The organism is Pseudomonas lurida (genome assembly GCF_013522705.1).
Classification (GTDB): domain Bacteria; phylum Pseudomonadota; class Gammaproteobacteria; order Pseudomonadales; family Pseudomonadaceae; genus Aquipseudomonas; species Aquipseudomonas quebecensis.
In genome coordinates this window covers 78039-92155 of record NZ_JAAMRE010000020.1, presented here as the reverse complement: position 1 = coordinate 92155, position 14117 = coordinate 78039, and the positions used below count along the sequence as shown (strand labels likewise).

Genomic DNA, 14117 nt, shown 5'->3' with positions numbered 1-14117 from the left:
CTTGAAAAACAGCGACTTGCACCCTGTGAATGCGGCAAAACGCCTCGGTGGCCGCCTATCTTACCTGCAGCCTTGCCAAGACAAAGCAGGCCTTGGGGATTATCATGTGCCGCATTCTATTTTGGTGACAGCGATATGACTGATCAGCGCAAAGGCAGCGATGCCGAACCCACCACTCACTTCGGCTTCAAGAACGTCCCGGAAAGCCAGAAAGCGGAAAAAGTCGCTGAGGTGTTCCACTCGGTAGCCGCCAAGTACGACCTGATGAACGATGTGCTCTCCGGTGGCATGCACCGCCTGTGGAAGCGCTTCACCATCGAGTTGTCGGGCGTACGCCCCGGCAATCGCGTGCTGGACATCGCCGGCGGCACCGGCGACCTGGCCGCCAAGTTTTCCAAGCTCGTCGGCCCGACCGGCCAGGTGGTATTGGCGGACATCAACGGCTCGATGCTCAAGGTCGGCCGAGACCGCCTGCTCGACAAGGGCGTGGCCGGCAATATCGAATTCGTCCAGGCCGACGCTGAAAAGCTGCCGTTCCCCGACAACCACTTCGACTGCGTGACCATCGCCTTCGGCCTGCGCAACGTGACCCACAAGGAAGATGCGATCCGCTCGATGCTGCGCGTGCTCAAGCCCGGTGGCCGCCTGTTGGTGCTGGAGTTCTCCAAGCCGACCAACGCGCTGATGTCCAAGGTCTACGACACCTACTCCTTCGCCTTCATGCCGTTGATGGGCAAGCTGATCACCAATGACGCCGAGAGCTACCGCTACCTGGCCGAATCGATCCGCATGCACCCTGACCAGGAAACCCTGAAGTCGATGATGGTAGAGGCCGGCTTCGACCGCGTGACCTACCACAACATGACCTCGGGCATCGTGGCCCTGCATCGCGGTATCAAGCCCTGATGCTGCTCAAGGGCCTTCTCGCCAGCGTCGAACACGGCCTCAACCGTGTACTGCGCCTGGACAGCACCGCTCTGGCGCGGCTTGCGCACTTGAACGGCAAGGTCATCGCCGTGGACTGCAGCAGCCCTGCCCTGCAGCTGTTTATCCTGCCCAGCGACGAAGGCCTGATGCTGGCGACCCAATGGGCCGCCGACGCCGACTGCACCCTGCGCGCGCCGGCATCGAGCCTGTTGCACCTGGCGCTGAGCCGCAACAAGACCGCCATCCTGCACAGCACCGAAGTGGAGCTGGAAGGCGACAGCGCGGTGCTGATGGATCTGGCCGCCGTGCTGCAGGATCTGGAACTGGATTGGGAATACGAGCTCTCGCGCTGGATCGGCCCCGTCGCCACCCAGTTGATCAGCGGCCACCTGCGCAGCCGCGCACGTTGGTACCAGCAAGGGTTCGCCAGTCTTAACCAGAATCTCGCCGAATACCTGAGCGAAGAATCGCGCACCCTGGTCGGGCAACGGGAAGCGCAAGCGCGCTTTCGCGAACTCGACAAGGCCAAAATCGACCTGGAACGCCTTGAGGCCCGCTTCGAGCGCCTGAGCCGTTCCCTTGATCCAAGCGATAACGCATGAAGCTGCTCGCCGTCCGCCGTTTGTTTCGTATCCAGCGCGTCGTAATCCGCTACCGCCTCGATGACCTGCTGTTCGCCCTGCCGCTGCCGTGGTTCCTGCTGGCGGTGCGTTATGTGCTGCCGTGGCGCTGGTTCCCGCGCAGACGCCTGGCGCTCAGCCGTGGCGCGCGCCTGCGCCTGGCGTTGCAGGACCTGGGGCCGATCTTTATCAAGTTCGGGCAGATCCTCTCCACTCGTCGCGACCTGTTGCCCGAAGACATCGCCGACGAACTGATGCTGCTGCAGGACCGCGTGCCGCCGTTCGATTCCCAGCAATCGATGAAGCTGATCGAAGAGCAACTGGGCCGCAAGATCAGCGAAGTGTTCAGCCGCTTCGACGTCGAGCCGCTGGCCTCGGCCTCGGTGGCGCAGGTACACGCGGCGCAGCTCAAGACCGGCGAAGAAGTGGTGGTCAAGGTGATTCGCCCCGGCCTCAAGCCGATCATCGGCCAGGACCTGGCATGGCTGTTCATCCTCGCCCGCGCCGCCGAGCGTTTCAGCGCCGACGCACGCCTGCTGCACCCTGTGGATGTGGTCGCGGACTACGAAAAAACTATCTACGACGAGCTCGACCTGCTGCGCGAGGCCGCCAATGCCAGCCAGTTGCGCCGCAACTTCGAAGGCTCGCAGTTGCTGTACGTGCCGCAGGTGTACTGGGACTGGTGTCGCCCGAAAGTGCTGGTGATGGAGCGCATCTATGGCGTGCAGGTCACTGACCTGGCCACCCTGGCCGACCAGCGCACCGACATGAAAATGCTCGCCGAGCGCGGCGTGGAAATCTTCTTCACCCAAGTGTTCCGCGACAGTTTTTTCCACGCCGACATGCATCCGGGCAACATTTTCGTCAGCACCGTCAACCCGTGGAGCCCGCAGTACATCGCGATCGACTGCGGCATCGTCGGCAGCCTCACGCCGGAAGACCAGGATTACCTGGCGCGCAACCTGTTCGCCTTCTTCAAGCGCGATTACCGCCGCGTGGCGCAATTGCACATCGATTCGGGCTGGGTACCGGCGGAGACCAAGCTCAACGAGTTCGAAGCGGCGATCCGCACTGTGTGCGAGCCGATCTTTGAAAAACCGTTAAAAGATATTTCATTTGGCCAGGTACTGATGCGCCTGTTCCAGACCGCGCGGCGCTTCAATATGGAAGTGCAGCCGCAGTTGGTCCTGCTGCAAAAGACCCTGCTCAACATCGAAGGCCTGGGTCGCCAGCTGTACCCGGACCTCGATTTGTGGGCGACGGCGCAGCCCTTCCTGGAACGCTGGATGCGCGAGCGGGTCAGCCCGAAGACCCTGCTGGGCAACCTGCACAGCCAGTTCGAACAACTGCCGCACCTGGCCAATATGACCCGCGACCTGCTCGAACGCATGTCCCAGCCCCACGCCAAAGACCCCGCGCCACCCTGGCGCCAGCGCCGGGACGACTGGTTCCTGCGCCTGCTGGGTGCGGCCCACCTGGTGGGCGGCGTGATGCTGGCGATCGGCGGCACGCCGAGCCAATTGGGCCACTGGCCAGCCGGCATCATGGTCGCGGTGGGTGTTTATCTGATCGTGCGTCGATAACCCATCCGGTTATACACTGTCGCAAATTGCCGGAGCCGAACATGAAAGACTGGCTGGACGAAATCAAATGGGACAGTGACGGCCTGGTGCCGGCCATTGCCCAGGACTACAAGACCGGGCGCGTGCTGATGATGGCCTGGATGAACCGCGAGGCCCTGAGCCTTACTGCCACCGAGCAGCGCGCCATCTACTGGTCACGTTCGCGTGGCAAACTGTGGCGCAAGGGCGAAGAGTCCGGGCATGTGCAGACCCTGCACGAGCTGCGTCTGGATTGCGATGCGGATGTCGTTATCCTGAAAGTCGAGCAGATCGGCGGCATTGCCTGCCACACCGGCCGTCACAGCTGTTTCTATCGCGTGTTCGAGGACGGCGAATGGAAAGTGGTCGAACCGGTGCTTAAAGACCCGCACGCCATTTACTCCGCAGGACACTGAACATGAGCGATACCCTGAACCGTGTGGCCCAGGTGCTGGAGGACCGCAAAGGTGCGGACGCCGACAGCTCCTACGTCGCCAGCCTGTACCACAAAGGCTTGAACAAGATCCTGGAGAAGCTCGGCGAAGAATCGATCGAGACCATCATTGCCGCCAAGGACGCCCAGATCAGTGGCGACTGCAGCGATGTGATCTACGAGACCGCCGACCTGTGGTTCCACAGCCTGGTCATGCTCGCCCAACTGGGGCAGCATCCGCAGGCCGTGCTGGATGAACTGGACCGTCGCTTCGGCCTGTCCGGGCATGCCGAAAAGGCCTCGCGCCCGTCCGCTTGAATAACGTTTATTAGAGGATTTGCAGCATGGGCATTTTTGACTGGAAACACTGGATCGTCATTCTGGTGGTGGTGGTGCTGGTGTTCGGCACCAAGAAACTGAAAAACCTCGGCACCGACGTCGGCGAGTCGATCAAGGGCTTTCGCAAGGCCATGAACGACGATGAGAAGCCTGCCGACCCTGCCGCCAACCCGGTGCCACCAGCCCAGCCTGTGCACCCTCAGGCCGCCCAGCCGATCACTGAGCGTCGCACCTTCGACGTGCAGGCCGAAAAAGTCGAAGAGCCGACCCGCAAAGACTCGTGAGCACTGACTAATGTTTGGTATCAGCTTCTCTGAACTGCTCCTCGTCGGCCTCGTCGCCTTGCTGGTGCTGGGGCCGGAACGCCTGCCCGGCGCGGCACGCACGGCCGGCCTGTGGATCGGGCGCCTGAAACGCAGTTTCAACGCCATCAAACAGGAAGTTGAACGGGAAATCGGCGCCGACGAAATTCGCCGGCAACTGCACAACGAACACATCCTGTCGTTGGAGCAGGAGGCGCGCAAGATCCTGTCGCCCGTGCAGGAGCCGGACAAACCGGCAGCGCCTGTGATTGAACACAGCATTGCACCGGCACCCGCCATCGAGGCCGCGCCGACCCCGCCGGAGCCAGCACCGGCGCCGACCGCGTCGCCGGCTCCCCATGACCCTACATTGCCGCCGCGAGCCCCATGAGCGCTGATAAACCGGAAAACGACCAGCACATGCCGCTGGTCTCGCACCTCACCGAGCTGCGTACCCGCCTGCTGCGTTGCGTAGCGGCCATCTTCATTATCTTTGCCGGGCTGTTTGCCTTTACCCAGCAGATCTACACGTTCGTCTCCACGCCCCTGCGCCAGTACCTGCCGGCCGGCGCGACGATGATCGCCACCGATGTGTCATCGCCGTTTCTCACGCCGTTGAAGCTGACGATGATGGTCTCGCTGTTCCTGGCGATCCCGGTGATCCTGCATCAGATCTGGGGCTTTATCGCACCGGGCCTGTACAAGCATGAGAAGCGCATCGCGGTGCCGCTGCTGGTGTCGAGCATTCTGCTGTTCTACACCGGCATGGCGTTCGCCTACTTCCTGGTGTTCCCGCTGATCTTCAAATTCTTCGCCGCCGCCACCCCGGCCGGCGTGGAGATGATGACCGATATCACCAGCTACCTCGACTTTGTGATGACGCTGTTCTTCGCCTTTGGCGTGGCCTTCGAAATCCCGGTGGCGGTGGTGCTGCTGGTGTGGATCGGCGTGGTCGACGTTAAATACCTGAAGAAGATCCGCCCTTACGTGATCATCGGCTGCTTCGTGGTCGGCATGATCCTGACCCCGCCGGACATCTTCTCCCAGACCCTGCTGGCCGTGCCGATGTGGATGCTGTTCGAGATCGGCATTCTGTTCAGCGGGCTGATCAGCAAGCGCAGCGACCACCCGGATGACCAACCCGCCGACGACGACCAGCCGCCAGCGACGCAACCGTGAACCTGCTGCTGCTGGAAGACGCCGACTTTATCGCGGCCGACCGGGTGATCCTGCGCGATCGGCGCCTGGTGCATATGCAGGATGTCCATCGTGCAACGGTGGGCGATAACCTGCGCGTCGGGCGCATCGGTGGGCTGATGGGCAACGCGCAACTGCTGCGCCTTGACGCCACGGAGGCTGAGTTGCAGGTCAGCTTCGACCTGCCGCCCCCGGACAAACTGCCGCTGACCCTGCTGCTGGCCCTGCCACGCCCCAAGATGCTGCGTCGGGTGCTGCAGACCGTGGCGTCCATGGGTGTGCCCAAGGTGGTGCTGGTCAATAGCTACCGGGTGGAGAAAAGTTTCTGGCAGACCCCGTTCCTGGCGCCCGAGGCGATTCGCGAGCAACTGGTCCTGGGCCTGGAGCAGGCGCGGGACACAGTGCTGCCTGAAATCATCATCGAGAAGCGCTTCAAGCCATTCGTCGAAGACCGCCTGCCGGCCATGACTGACGGCACACTGGGCCTGATCGGCCATCCCGGGGATTACCCGGCGTGCCCACGCGCACTGGATGAGCCGGTCACACTGGCGATCGGCCCGGAAGGCGGCTGGATCCCCTACGAGGTGGAGCTGCTGACCAAGGCCGGCTTGCAGCCGGTGCAATTGGGCGCGCGTATCCTGCGCGTCGAAACGGCCGTCACCGCCCTGCTCGCCCGCCTCTTCTAACACTACCTGCCCCTCCCACACTTTTTCAGTTAACACTGAGCAAGCAGTGGAACCAAAGGCTCCAATAACCCTGCGGTGTGCAGGCTTGCCCTGTGGTGTGCAGGCTTGCCCTGTGGTGTGCAGGCTTGCCCTGTGGTGTGCAGGCTTGCCCTGTGGTGTGCAGGCTTGCCCTGTGGTGAGCAGGCTTGCCCTGCGCTGGGCCGCGAAGCGGCCCCCTTCCACGCAACGCGGTTCCACCTGACACGCCGAAGTGCCTGGGTTGAGGGGGACAGCGTCGCTACAGAATTGCGCAGGCAGGCCGATAACTCCTGAATAAGTCCAAGCCTTGTTCCAGGGGAGTTTGCAGCATGTACCGTTGGTTAGCCGAAAAACTGGGAAATGTCAGCGTTAAAACCAAGCTGGCTGTGGGCTTCGGCCTGGTGCTGCTCTTGACCTTGATGATCACGCTCACCGGCTGGACCGGCCTGTCGGGCGTGATCAGTCGCGGTGACAAGCTGGGGTATATCGCCAGCCTCAACGACCTGACCAAAGACTTGCGTATCGCACGCATGGATTACGAAATGCGCCGTGGCGAACAGGGCACGACCGCCGTCAACGGCCTGCTGGATAAATTGGACGGCGGCCTGAAAACCGCGCGCACGCTGATCGAGCAGCCTGCCGACATTGCCTTGATCGACGAACAATTGGCGGCGGTCGACGCCTACAAGCGCGCGTTCGACGCCATGGCGCAAGCCGGTGCCAACCGCGAAAACGCCCGCAGCAAATTGGGCGATACCGCCGACAATGCGGTGCTCAAGGTCGCTGAAGTTGAAAAGGCTCTGCTGCAAGGCGATAGCGTCAGCCAGTTCAACAGCATCGTCGACCTGAGCAAGCTGATTCAGCAGGCCCGCTTCCAGGTGCGCGGCTACACCTACAGCGGCAAAGTCGAAGCCGAACAACCCGCGCTGGATGCCATCGACAACGCCTTGAAGAAAATCACCAGCCTCAATGGCCAACTCCCTGATCAATTTTCGACCAACCTGCAACAGGCCAGCGTCTCGCTGCAAGCCTACCGCGCCGCAGTCAGCCAATACCGCGATTCCCAGGTAGCCAGCGCCGCCGCGGTAAAAATCATGGGCGCACAAGGCGATACCTTGCTGGACCGCAGCGACAAGTTGACCGCGTCCCAGACCGTCGTGCGCGACACAGATGCCGCCCACGCAAAAAACCTGTTGTTGCTCGCCACCGTCCTGGCGCTGATCGTAGGCCTGGTGGCCGCATGGGCCATCACCCGCCAGATCATCATTCCACTGGAGCAGACCCTCAAGGTCGCCGAACGCGTCGCTTCAGGCGACCTGAGCCACAACCTGACCTCACTGCGCCAGGACGAACTGGGCCAATTGCAGCGCGCCATGCAGAGCATGACCGTGGGCCTGCGCGAGTTGATCGGCGGCATCAGCGAAGGCGTCACCCAGATCGCCAGTGCCGCCGAGCAACTGTCGGCCGTGACGGAACAGACCAGCGCCGGGGTCAACAGCCAGAAGGTCGAGACCGATCAGGTGGCCACCGCGATGAACGAGATGGCTGCAACGGTGCAGGAAGTGGCACGCAACGCCGAAGAAGCCTCGGAAGCCGCCGTGGCGGCGGACCAGCAGGCTCGCGAAGGCGACAAAGTCGTCAACGAAGCCATCACGCAGATCGAGCGCCTGGCCACCGAGGTGGGCAACTCCACCGAAGCCATGGGCCATCTCAAGCGCGAAAGCGACAAGATCGGCAGCGTGCTCGACGTGATCAAATCCGTGGCCCAGCAAACCAACCTGCTGGCCCTTAATGCGGCCATTGAAGCCGCACGCGCCGGTGAAGCCGGGCGCGGTTTCGCGGTCGTGGCCGATGAAGTGCGCAGCCTCGCCCAGCGCACCCAGAAGTCCACCGAAGAGATCGAAGAACTGATTGCCGGCCTGCAAAGCGGTACCCAGCAAGTGGCGAGCATCATGGACAACAGCCGTGGCCTTACCGACAGCAGCGTCGAACTGACCCGCCGCGCCGGCAGCGCCCTGGCCAGCATCACGCGCACGGTATCGACAATCCAGGCGATGAACTCGCAGATCGCCACGGCCGCCGAGCAGCAGAGCGCGGTGGCCGAAGAGATCAACCGCAGCGTGCTCAATGTGCGCGACGTGTCCGAGCAAACCTCGGCCGCCAGCGAAGAAACCGCCGCCTCCAGCGCCGAATTGGCCCGCCTGGGCGTTTACTTGCAGACCCTGGTCGGACGCTTCCGCATCTGATCCGTCCTGCGCGACGGCCGACCCTGGTCGTCGCGCAGGGCAAGTTGTGAAATTTCCTACGCGGTTATCAGCCCCTCGGGTCTCCGAATCGATTTAGCGTTTCTTGCGTCGAGAAGCGCTTTTTTCAGATTAGGAGCTCAACCCATGTTTCCTCAACTGATCCGCTTGCTGGTCAATGCCAGCGTCCGCATCAAACTCGCCCTGGGCTTTGCCCAAGTGCTGTTGCTCAGCCTGGTGATTGCGGTGACAGGCTGGCAAGCCCTGAATGCCGCGTTGTTTCGGTCGGGCAACCTGACCGTTCTGGGGCAATTGGCCGTGTCGGCCGAGGCCATGCGTGCCGACCGTATCCTTTATCGAACCCTCAGTGACGCCGCCAGCCTGGGCAAAATGAATGCGCAGATCGCGACTATCGATGAGCACCTGGGCTACTTGTCCCAGACCCTCAAAGACCCCAACGACCTGCAACACATCAGAGAAGCGGAGCGCCTGGTGGCGCTTTTCAAAGAAGAGATCAGCGAGTTGCCCGACTTGATCGAGCACCGTGAAAGTATTCGCCCGCCCCTCAAAAAAGTCTCGCTCCAGGCCAGCGACACCCTCGCGCAACTAGCCAGCGAATTGCCCGACCAGGAGGATCAGAGCGCCCTCGACACCATCGAGGCATTGCGCCAGGCCATGGAGCACGCGGAGGATCGCGCCCAGAGCCCGGCCTGGGCCGCCACGTCGTTGCAAGCCTACACCGAGGCCGTCGACCGGACACTGGAGGCGCTGAACGTTGCGCTGACGGCCGTCACCCGCCTGCCGGTGAATTCAACATTGCTCAAAACCGACCTGGACAACTACCGCACCCAGTTGCTCCTGCTCAAGGAGGCCCAGGTCAAGACCGAAACCGTGCAGGACCGATTCGAACAGCAACTGGACCAGTTACTGGAGCACAGCGATCAAGTCAGCCAGGGCCAGACCGCCAAGCGCGACCTGGAAGCGGATCACACCCGCACGCTGCTGGTCAGTGTCACGGCGGCTGCGCTGCTGCTTGGGGGCCTCGCCGCCTGGTGGATTGCGCGGCTGATCACCCTGCCGTTGCGCCAGGCCCTCGCTGCCGCCAATCGCGTTGCCGAGGGCAACCTTAGCCATGATGCCGAGACACAGCGCCAGGATGAGCTGGGCCAATTACAGCACAGCATCCGGCGCATGACCCTCAACCTGCGCGAGCTGATCAGCGGCATTGGCGACAGTGCGCGACAGATCGCCGGCGCGGCCGGGCAGCTCTCCACCGTCACCGAACAGACACGCACCGGGGTGAACAATCAGAAGGAAGAAACCGACCAGGTCGCCACCGCCATGAACCAAATGCTCGCCACCGCCCAGGAAGTCGCCCGGCATGCCGAGCAAGCCTCGCAGGCGGCCAATGAAGCCGACCTGCAGGCCAGCGCCGGTGACAAAGTGGTCGCGCAGGCGATCGAGCAGATCGGCAACCTGGCCAGTGAAATGGAGCTTTCCGGCCAGGCGATGCTGAAGCTGCAGCGGGAAAGCCAGAAGATCGGCAGCGTGCTGGACGTGATCAAGTCGGTGTCGCAGCAGACCAACCTGCTGGCATTAAATGCGGCCATTGAAGCGGCCCGCGCAGGGAGTGCCGGCCAAGGCTTTGCGGTAGTCGCCGATGAAGTGCGCAGCCTGGCCCAACGCACCCAGGAGTCGGCCGAAGAAATCGAAGGCTTGATCCTCGGATTGAACAACGGCACCCAGCAAGTCGCGGACATCATGGACAGCAGTCGCAGCCTGACCGACCACAGCGTGCAGTTGACCCGCGACGCCGGCGAGGCACTGATGGCCATTGCCCGCACGGTGTCGGTCATCCAGGAAATGAACCCGCAGATTGCCGCAGCCGCCGAGGAACAAAGCGCGGTAGCCGAAGAGATCAATCGCAGCGTATTGAAGGTGAGGGACGTATCCGAACAAACCGCCGCCGCCAGCGAAGAGACCGCGGCGGCAAGCGTTCAGTTGACCCGGTTGAGCCTGGATCTGCAGACGCTGATCGACAGATTCAAGCTCTAAACCGGCCTGACAGCACTACAGAACCTGACGCAGGAACGCTTGGGCGCGAGGGTCTTTGGGCGCCTCGAAAAACTCCGCCGGCGCCGCGTCTTCCAGCAACTTGCCGTGGTCGAAAAACAGCACCCGGTCGGCCACTTCGCGGGCAAAGCCCATTTCGTGGGTGACGCAGACCATGGTCATGCCTTCCAGGGCCAGGGTTTTCATCACGTCGAGTACTTCGCCGACCATCTCCGGGTCGAGCGCCGACGTGGGCTCGTCGAACAGCATGACCTTGGGTTCCATCGCCAGCGCACGGGCGATGGCGACGCGCTGCTGCTGGCCGCCGGACAAACGGGACGGAAACTCATTGGCTTTTTGCGCAATACCAACCTTCTCCAGCAGCGCCAGGGCCTTGGCCTCGCGCTCTTGCTTGCCGCGCTTGCGCACGACCTTCTGCGCCAGGCACAGGTTCTCCAGCACTGTCATGTGGGGGAACAGGTTGAAATGCTGGAACACCATACCGACTTCACGGCGGTAGGCATTCACATCGGTTTTCGGATCGGCCAGTTGCAGGCCGTCGATGCTCACCGAGCCCGAGTCGAATTCTTCCAGGCCATTGAGGCAGCGCAGGAACGTCGATTTGCCGGAGCCGGACGGGCCGATTACCACCAGCACTTCGCCCCTGGCCACCTGGGTGGTGACGTTATCCACCGCGCGCACCACCTGGCCACGGGTGTCGAAGACTTTTACCAGATCGCGGACTTCAATCACTTTGCGCGAGCCTCCGCTCAAGCCGGCTGGCCATTTTCGACAGCGGCAGGTTGATCAGCAGGTACAACCCTGCGACGCAGAACAGGATTTCGAACGGCGAGAACGAGGTGGTGATCACTTCGCGGCCGCTCTTGAGCAGTTCGGTGATGGCGATTACCGACACCAGCGAGGTGTCCTTCACCAGGCTGATAAATTGCCCGGCCAGCGGCGGCAGCACGCGCTTGAACGCCTGCGGCAACACAACGTGGCGCATCGACTGGCTGGCACTCAGGCCCAGGGAGCGTGCGGCTTCGTCCTGGCCACGGGTGATGGACTGCACGCCGGCGCGCACGATTTCCGCCACATAGGCCCCGGTGAACAGCGACAGTGCGGCGATCCCGGCAAACTCGCGGGACAGGTTGAGCACCGTGCCGATAAAGAAATAGAAAATGAAAATCTGTACCAGCAGCGGCGTGCCGCGCACCAACTCGACGTAGAGCGTCGACAGGTCACGCAGGGTCGGGTTGCTGGACAAGCGGCACAGACCGGTCGCCAGGCCAATCGCCAGCCCGAGAATGCCGGACACCACCGACAGCCACAGCGTGGTCCACAAGCCCCACATCAGCGGGCCCAATGCCCAATGCCGGTTTACGCCAATGACATCGCCTTCGGCGACATCGTCACCACGGGCCACGTGCAGGCTATTGTCGGCGACCGTCACCTTTTGCTCGGCGCCTGCGTCATTGCGCAGGGTCACTTCGGCCACGTCGCCTTTGCGGACCAGCTCGATGACGGTGGAGATGTCCGCTGCACGCTCGGCTTGCTCGGCCTGATAAGCGAAGTACTGCGGCACGCGGTTCCAGCGCCATTCGTAGGACATCAGCGAGGTGGCGTAGTACAGGGCGCCCGCCAGGCCGACCAGCACGACCACGGTCAGCAGGTGCCAGGGCCATTGGGCTTTTTTCTGTTTCATTTCACTTTCCGGATGTGTGTTGCCTGGCAGGCCGCCATCGTGGGCAAGCCCCACTCCCACAACTTGACCGAGTTCCAACTGTCGACGGTGGGAGCGGGCTTGCCCGCGATGGGCGCTACGCGGTGTTCAGTCAGACCTTATTCCATGTCCTTGAGCCACTCGGAGCTCTTGAACCACTTGTCATGGATGCGATCGTAGGTGCCGTCGTTCCTGATCTGGTGCAGGAAGTTGTTGATGTAGTTGATGCTGTCGTAGTCGCCTTTCTTTAAACCAAATGCCAGAGGCTCGAAGGTGAAGGGTTCTTCCAGGAACACCAGCTTGCCATTGCCGACTTTCTTCTCGGCCACCACGTTATATGGAGCGTCATACACAAAGGCATCGGCCTTGCCGTTGACCACGTCCAGCACGCCTTCCTGCTCGTTGTCGTAGCCATGGTACTTGGCCTTGGCGATCAGCTTTTTGGCGACCATTTCCCCGGTGGTGCCGAGCTTGGAGGTCAGGCGGTATTTCTCGTCGTTCAGGTCTTTGTAGGACTTGATGGTGCCTTCCAGGTCCTTGCGAATCAGCAGGGTCTGGCCGACCACGATGAACGGTTCGCTGAAGTTGAGGCGCAGGTTGCGCTCCTGGGTCAGGGTCATGCCGCTGCCGATCATGTCGAACTTGCCGGTCAGGAAGGCCGGGATGATGCCGTCGTAGCCGGTGGAGACCAGCTCCAGCTTGACGCCCATGGACTTGGCCAGGGCCTTGAGGATGTCGACTTCGAAGCCAATGATCTCGCCGCGCTTGTCCGTCATTTCGAACGGCATATACGTCGGGTCCATGCCCACTTTCAACGTGCCGCGCTTGACCGCATCGTCGATGGCGCCGGCCTGGGCCGCATGGGCGGCAACCAGTGCGGTGACGCCCAGCAGCAGCATCGAAAGATACTTTTTCATCATCAAGTCCCCTGAACCATTCTTATAAGGTCGGCGCGCAAAAGGGCTGCACCATTTCGGGGTGCGATCCTAACCCACTCGCCGCCTGTCACAAAGGTTTCACAGGCAATTGTTGTCGGCGCTTGTCGGAATACCTGCAAGACACCGATGTGCAAACCCTCAGCGGTCAGTCGACGCCCACCAGCCAGCCCGTGTCCTTGAACCACTTGTCATGCAGGCGATCGTAGGTGCCGTCCTGGGCCACTTGATTGAGAAAGTGGTTGATCCAGTTGAGGCTGTCGAAATCGCCTTTTTTCAAGCCGAAGGCCAAGGGCTCAAAGGTGAACGGCTGCTCCAGCAGCAATAACCGGCTGTTTTGCATCCGGCTCAGGGCGATCAGGTTGTAGGGCGCGTCGTGGATAAACGCATCGGCGTTTCCGTTGACGACTTGGCGCACGCCCTCCTCCGGGGAAGCAAAGCTGCTCAATCGGGCCGCTGCCAGGAAGCGTTTCGCCGCGACTTCGCCGGTGGTGCCTTCGGTGACAGCGATGCGGTAACCGGCATCGTCCAGATCTTCCACGCTGGTGACTTTGCCGGCCAGGCTTGGGTGCAGCAGCACGGTCTGGCCGACCACGATGAAGGAGTCGCTGAAGTTGAGCTTCAGGTTGCGCTCCTGGGTGACGGTCATGCCGCTGCCGATGATGTCGAATTTTTTCGCCAGCAGCCCCGGCAACAGCTCGGTATACGGCACGGCGACCAGCTCAAGCTCGACGCCCATGGCTTGACTCATTTCCTTGAGCAGGTCGATTTCAAAACCGACGATGCGGCCCTGCTTATCGGTCATTTCAAAAGGAATGTAGGTGGGCGTAGTGCCTACTTTCAGCACGCCCCGCCGCACAGCATCGTCAATGGCGCCCGCCTGCGTCACGCCGTTGTGAATCAACGCGACAGCCCCCATCAGCAACGCCGAACAGTACCTTTTGATCATGAATCCCCCTGTGGCCGAGTCGAATTTGGGGGCGATCCTAACCTACTCACGGGCACGTCAATACGCCCTGGAACCGGGTATTTTGTTTCGAA

Annotated in this window: 15 protein-coding genes and 1 pseudogene; 12 read left to right on the top strand and 4 right to left on the bottom strand. The window is 61.9% G+C overall.

All coding sequences use genetic code 11. From position 1 onward, the window contains the following. Positions 1–135 precede the first annotated feature (135 nt). The 12 genes and pseudogenes from ubiE (at position 136) to G7025_RS17095 (ending at position 10421) form a co-directional block, all read left to right on the top strand. Entirely contained in the window at positions 136–906 is a 771-nt protein-coding gene (ubiE, locus tag G7025_RS17145) for a bifunctional demethylmenaquinone methyltransferase/2-methoxy-6-polyprenyl-1,4-benzoquinol methylase UbiE (protein WP_034095486.1), read from the top strand. After that, the gene (locus G7025_RS17140; protein WP_181080325.1) at positions 906–1529 is read left to right on the top strand and encodes a ubiquinone biosynthesis accessory factor UbiJ; all 624 of its coding nucleotides are present in this window, start codon (positions 906–908) and stop codon (positions 1527–1529) included. The genes ubiE and G7025_RS17140 overlap by 1 nt, the downstream gene beginning before the upstream one ends. Beyond that, entirely contained in the window at positions 1526–3130 is a 1605-nt protein-coding gene (ubiB, locus tag G7025_RS17135; protein WP_181080324.1) for a ubiquinone biosynthesis regulatory protein kinase UbiB, read from the top strand. Before G7025_RS17140 ends, ubiB begins: the two co-directional genes overlap by 4 nt. A 41-nt stretch (positions 3131–3171) precedes the next feature. Further along, positions 3172–3564 (top strand): phosphoribosyl-AMP cyclohydrolase, encoded by a 393-nt coding sequence (hisI, locus tag G7025_RS17130; RefSeq protein ID WP_181080323.1) that lies wholly within the window; start codon positions 3172–3174, stop codon positions 3562–3564. 2 nt (positions 3565–3566) lie between these two features. Beyond that, on the top strand, positions 3567–3899 hold the full coding sequence (locus G7025_RS17125) for a phosphoribosyl-ATP diphosphatase (protein WP_027605032.1): 333 nt from the start codon (positions 3567–3569) through the stop codon (positions 3897–3899). Positions 3900–3925: 26 nt separating this feature from the next. Next, the gene (locus tag G7025_RS17120; RefSeq protein ID WP_017738835.1) at positions 3926–4204 is read left to right on the top strand and encodes a twin-arginine translocase TatA/TatE family subunit; all 279 of its coding nucleotides are present in this window, start codon (positions 3926–3928) and stop codon (positions 4202–4204) included. A 10-nt stretch (positions 4205–4214) separates the two neighbouring features. Continuing rightward, positions 4215–4613, top strand: coding sequence for a Sec-independent protein translocase protein TatB (tatB, locus tag G7025_RS17115; protein WP_181080322.1), 399 nt, complete (start codon positions 4215–4217; stop codon positions 4611–4613). Further along, positions 4610–5401 (top strand): twin-arginine translocase subunit TatC, encoded by a 792-nt coding sequence (gene tatC, locus G7025_RS17110; RefSeq protein ID WP_181080321.1) that lies wholly within the window; start codon positions 4610–4612, stop codon positions 5399–5401. Before tatB ends, tatC begins: the two co-directional genes overlap by 4 nt. Next, positions 5398–6105, top strand: a complete 708-nt coding sequence (locus G7025_RS17105; protein ID WP_181080320.1) for a 16S rRNA (uracil(1498)-N(3))-methyltransferase — start codon at positions 5398–5400, stop codon at positions 6103–6105. The genes tatC and G7025_RS17105 overlap by 4 nt, the downstream gene beginning before the upstream one ends. Positions 6106–6452: 347 nt before the next feature. Then, positions 6453–7463: pseudogene (locus G7025_RS27135) on the top strand (methyl-accepting chemotaxis protein); the annotation flags it as partial. A 33-nt stretch (positions 7464–7496) separates the two neighbouring features. Then, positions 7497–8369, top strand: a complete 873-nt coding sequence (locus G7025_RS27130; protein ID WP_370694754.1) for a methyl-accepting chemotaxis protein — start codon at positions 7497–7499, stop codon at positions 8367–8369. Between the two features lie 144 nt (positions 8370–8513). Next, a complete protein-coding gene (locus G7025_RS17095) occupies positions 8514–10421 on the top strand; it encodes a methyl-accepting chemotaxis protein (protein WP_181080318.1) in 1908 nt (635 codons plus the stop codon). A 15-nt stretch (positions 10422–10436) separates the two neighbouring features. Here the strand turns inward: G7025_RS17095 and G7025_RS17090 are convergent, their stop codons facing one another. From G7025_RS17090 to G7025_RS17075, 4 genes are all read right to left on the bottom strand, one after another. Beyond that, positions 10437–11171, bottom strand: a complete 735-nt coding sequence (locus G7025_RS17090; protein ID WP_181080317.1) for an amino acid ABC transporter ATP-binding protein — start codon at positions 11169–11171, stop codon at positions 10437–10439. Beyond that, positions 11164–12123, bottom strand: a complete 960-nt coding sequence (locus G7025_RS17085) for an amino acid ABC transporter permease (protein WP_181080316.1) — start codon at positions 12121–12123, stop codon at positions 11164–11166. Before G7025_RS17085 ends, G7025_RS17090 begins: the two co-directional genes overlap by 8 nt. Positions 12124–12260: 137 nt before the next feature. Further along, the gene (locus G7025_RS17080) at positions 12261–13058 is read right to left on the bottom strand and encodes a transporter substrate-binding domain-containing protein (protein ID WP_181080315.1); all 798 of its coding nucleotides are present in this window, start codon (positions 13056–13058) and stop codon (positions 12261–12263) included. Positions 13059–13224: 166 nt separating this feature from the next. Beyond that, positions 13225–14025: a transporter substrate-binding domain-containing protein gene (locus G7025_RS17075; RefSeq protein ID WP_181080314.1), complete on the bottom strand. Its 801-nt coding sequence runs from the start codon at positions 14023–14025 to the stop codon at positions 13225–13227. Between the last annotated feature and the right edge of the window lie 92 nt (positions 14026–14117).

Bases quoted from the DNA above. Each gene is read 5' to 3' on its own strand.
- G7025_RS27130 (WP_370694754.1), top strand. From the start codon at position 7,497: ATGCAGAGCATGACCGTGGGCCTGCGCGAGTTGATCGGCGGCATCAGC.
- ubiB (WP_181080324.1), top strand. From the start codon at position 1,526: ATGAAGCTGCTCGCCGTCCGCCGTTTGTTTCGTATCCAGCGCGTCGTA.
- hisI (WP_181080323.1), top strand. From the start codon at position 3,172: ATGAAAGACTGGCTGGACGAAATCAAATGGGACAGTGACGGCCTGGTG.
- G7025_RS17125 (WP_027605032.1), top strand. From the start codon at position 3,567: ATGAGCGATACCCTGAACCGTGTGGCCCAGGTGCTGGAGGACCGCAAA.
- G7025_RS17095 (WP_181080318.1), top strand. From the start codon at position 8,514: ATGTTTCCTCAACTGATCCGCTTGCTGGTCAATGCCAGCGTCCGCATC.
- tatB (WP_181080322.1), top strand. From the start codon at position 4,215: ATGTTTGGTATCAGCTTCTCTGAACTGCTCCTCGTCGGCCTCGTCGCC.
- G7025_RS17075 (WP_181080314.1), bottom strand. From the start codon at position 14,025: ATGATCAAAAGGTACTGTTCGGCGTTGCTGATGGGGGCTGTCGCGTTG.
- G7025_RS17085 (WP_181080316.1), bottom strand. From the start codon at position 12,123: ATGAAACAGAAAAAAGCCCAATGGCCCTGGCACCTGCTGACCGTGGTC.
- G7025_RS17140 (WP_181080325.1), top strand. From the start codon at position 906: ATGCTGCTCAAGGGCCTTCTCGCCAGCGTCGAACACGGCCTCAACCGT.
- tatC (WP_181080321.1), top strand. From the start codon at position 4,610: ATGAGCGCTGATAAACCGGAAAACGACCAGCACATGCCGCTGGTCTCG.
- G7025_RS17080 (WP_181080315.1), bottom strand. From the start codon at position 13,058: ATGAAAAAGTATCTTTCGATGCTGCTGCTGGGCGTCACCGCACTGGTT.
- ubiE (WP_034095486.1), top strand. From the start codon at position 136: ATGACTGATCAGCGCAAAGGCAGCGATGCCGAACCCACCACTCACTTC.
- G7025_RS17120 (WP_017738835.1), top strand. From the start codon at position 3,926: ATGGGCATTTTTGACTGGAAACACTGGATCGTCATTCTGGTGGTGGTG.